Source organism: Candidatus Frankia alpina, from assembly GCF_902806485.1.
In the GTDB taxonomy this organism is placed as follows: Bacteria; Actinomycetota; Actinomycetes; order Frankiales; family Frankiaceae; genus Frankia; species Frankia alpina.
Genome location: NZ_CADCWT010000389.1, coordinates 1 through 2,914, shown reverse-complemented (window position 1 = coordinate 2,914; position 2,914 = coordinate 1). Strand labels below are relative to the sequence as shown.

Sequence of the window (2,914 nt, the reverse complement as noted above, 5' to 3'; positions counted from 1 at the left end):
CCCAAACCCGCCGCAGTCACCAGACCCACCCCAGGCATGCCAAAGGGTCGGGCACGCACAATCCCGTGCCCGACCCCAAAACCGCGGACCACCCGAAAAGCCGCGGACGCACAGCCCTTAGGCGGTACGCCGCCCTTCACCGGTGCCGCGCAACACCGCCAACCGCTCCGCCAGGACCTCCTCCAAATCATCGGTGGTCCGGCGCTCCATCAACATGTCCCAATGCGTCCGCGGCGGCTTCGACTTCTTCGGCTCAGGCCGCTCACCATCGACGATCACCGACGCCCCACCACAGACCTTGCACTCCCACACCGACGGCACCTCCGCCTCCGCCGCGAAGGGCATCGTGAACTGGTGGCCGTTGGGGCAGTCGTACGACGCCGACTGCCGTGGGGCAAGCTCGGTGCTGCGGTCGGTCTCGTAGGACACTGCACCGAGACGGCTTCCCCGCAGGATGCGCTCGCCCATATAACTCCTCCGAGCGTCGAGACGTGTGCAACTACCCCTCGACAACGTTCTGGCCAGCCGAGACGTTCCCGCCGAGGAAGGACCCGCAACACAATCATGAACGCACAGCGTCCCCATCCCACCCCGAAACGTCCCACACGCCCCCTGCGCACCCTGCGCATCGCCACCCTCGGTATCACCCGCTGCGCCGTCGGCACCCTCGTCCTCACCCGCGCCGTGGACACCCTGCGCATCACCGGCATCGACCGACTCACCGCCACCCACCTCGCCTGGGTCGCCCGCCTCGCCGGCATCCGCGACCTCGCCCTCGGCGCCGGCCTACTCGCCGCCCTGACCACCAACCGCGACACCACCACCTGGCTGTGGGCCGGAATGATCGCCGACGCCGCCAACGTTTCCGTCTTCGCGACCTCCACCGCCCGCGGCCACCTGCCACCCGTCCTCGGCACCGCCATGACCACCGCCGCCCTCGGCGGCGTCGCCGCAGCACCCCTGACCCGCACCACCCACACCGGACCAGGGGAGTGACCCCACCAAACCCCGGGCGCCCGTCCGCCAACGGATCCACCCCACCAACGGATCCACACAGACAAGGACCGTGACGCCATGACCACCAGCGACCACGCCACCGCCCCCACCGGCCCCGACGCCGACAACGTCATCAAAAGCGACGAGCAGTGGCGCGCCGAACTATCCCCCCAGCGCTACGCCATCCTCCGCCAAGCCGCCACCGAACCCCCCTTCACCGGCGCCTACACCCACAACAAGGAAACCGGCACCTACCGGTGCGGCGGCTGCGGCGCCATCCTGTTCACCTCCGACACCAAGTACGACTCCGGCTCCGGCTGGCCCAGCTTCACCGAACCCGCCGTCGCCAACGCCGTCGAACTCGTCGAAGACCACTCCCACCGCATGATCCGCACCGAGGTTCGCTGCGCCCGCTGCGGGGGACACCTCGGCCACCTCTTCGACGACGGCCCCGGACCCACCGGCCAGCGCTACTGCATGAACAGCCTCGCCCTCGCCCTCGACACGCACTGACCCACCCCAGCCGCCAACCAGGCCGCCGCCGGTGCCGGCCGGCTCGCCCACCATCACACGCGCCGATAATGCACATTATGTCAAGTAGAGACGGATCGGCTCCTCCCCCCGATCGCCTCGACCCCCGGACAGCAGGTGGCGTCGACGGGCCAGGCCAGCCTCGCGGGTGCAGGGTTTTTGGGTTTGTTTTTTGATCTTGATGGAGGGGGGGGATTCGTCAACAGCGTTGATTATCTTGGCGAAAGGCGACCGGTCGATCGACCGTCCACCCAGGACTTCGGAATGACTCGTTTCCGCGTCTTGTCTGCGCCAGGATCTTGGGGTGAGCAACGAGGAAGAGCCGTTGACGGGGAATGCCACGATCGGCGTGGTGCGTGTGGGTGAAACCGTTCGCCGTCCGGTCGGGCCATGGACGGACGCGGTGGATGCGGTGCTGGAACATCTGCATGCGGTGGGTTTCGCCGGTGCCCCTCGACTATTGGGGCGGGACGCGCAGGGACGCCAGGTGGTGGAGTACGTCCCCGGCGAGCTCGGTGCGGCGGCCGGCACGTACTCGGTGCCCCAGCTGTTGTCGATCGGTCGGATGTTGGCGGACCTGCACCGGGCCCTCGCCAGCTTCGTGCCGCCGGCCGAAACGGTGTGGAACAGGATCATTCCGCCGGATCAGGAAGAGTTCGTCTGCCAGAACGACGTCGCGCCCTGGAATCTCGTCAGGTCCGCTCGGGGCTGGGTGGTGATCGACTGGGACGCGACCGCACCGAGCTCCCGGTTGTGGGACCTTGCCTACGCCGCGCAGAGCATGGCGGGTCTGCGGGCCGACCGGCCGGTGGCGGAGTCCGCGGCCCGGTTGCGCGCTTTCGTGGATGGCTACGGCCTGGATGCGCCGTCACGGCCGGCGTTGGCGAACATGCTAGGCCGACGCACCAGGGCGATGTACGACCTGCTGCGCGACGGCGCCCGGCGGCAGCAGCAGCCGTGGGCCAGGATCTGGACCGAGGACGGCCCCTACTGGCTCGCGACCTCCGACTACCTGAACACCCATGCCGAGGCATGGACCGCCGCCCTGCAATGATCGCGTCTGGTAATGATCGCGTCTGACCGAGCAGCCCGTGTCGCTCGACACCGCTGCCCTCGCACAGCAGTGGGCGCGGATCCGTCGACGATTCTGGGCCTTCTCACCCGGGCCAGCGCAGAACACGGGGAGCCTGCGGACGTTCGTGGTCGATCAGCACGTCGGCGCGGTCCTGAGGCGCGACGGAAGCCCGGTAGAGCTCCTGGCCGGGCAGGTAGCGCGCCTCGTAGCGGTCGCGGACGTCGGCGGGCGAGCCAAAGACGGCGACGTCGCGCCGCAGCGCACGGCGCAGCGACTCGGCGGGGCTGATCTGGAGGAACACGGTGAGGTCCC

The 2,914-nt window shown here is 68.9% G+C and carries 4 protein-coding genes and 1 pseudogene; 3 read left to right on the top strand and 2 right to left on the bottom strand.

The window, feature by feature from the left end; translation table 11 throughout:
* Positions 1 to 117: 117 nt before the first annotated feature.
* Entirely contained in the window at positions 118 to 468 is a 351-nt protein-coding gene (locus G6R25_RS23080; RefSeq protein ID WP_009738606.1) for an RNA polymerase-binding protein RbpA, read from the bottom strand.
* 96 nt (positions 469 to 564) lie between these two features.
* Here G6R25_RS23080 and G6R25_RS23075 point away from each other — a divergent pair, with 96 nt between their 5' ends.
* The 3 genes from G6R25_RS23075 to G6R25_RS23065 all read left to right on the top strand — a co-directional run bounded on the left by G6R25_RS23075 (position 565) and on the right by G6R25_RS23065 (position 2,581).
* Positions 565 to 996 (top strand): hypothetical protein, encoded by a 432-nt coding sequence (locus G6R25_RS23075; RefSeq protein WP_163554549.1) that lies wholly within the window; start codon positions 565 to 567, stop codon positions 994 to 996.
* A gap of 78 nt (positions 997 to 1,074) precedes the next feature.
* Positions 1,075 to 1,509, top strand: a complete 435-nt coding sequence (msrB, locus tag G6R25_RS23070; protein ID WP_163554548.1) for a peptide-methionine (R)-S-oxide reductase MsrB — start codon at positions 1,075 to 1,077, stop codon at positions 1,507 to 1,509.
* Between the two features lie 322 nt (positions 1,510 to 1,831).
* The gene (locus tag G6R25_RS23065) at positions 1,832 to 2,581 is read left to right on the top strand and encodes a phosphotransferase (protein ID WP_163554547.1); all 750 of its coding nucleotides are present in this window, start codon (positions 1,832 to 1,834) and stop codon (positions 2,579 to 2,581) included.
* Between the two features lie 103 nt (positions 2,582 to 2,684).
* Here G6R25_RS23065 and G6R25_RS23060 read toward each other — a convergent pair.
* Positions 2,685 to 2,914, bottom strand: a pseudogene (locus G6R25_RS23060) (uridine kinase); the annotation flags it as partial.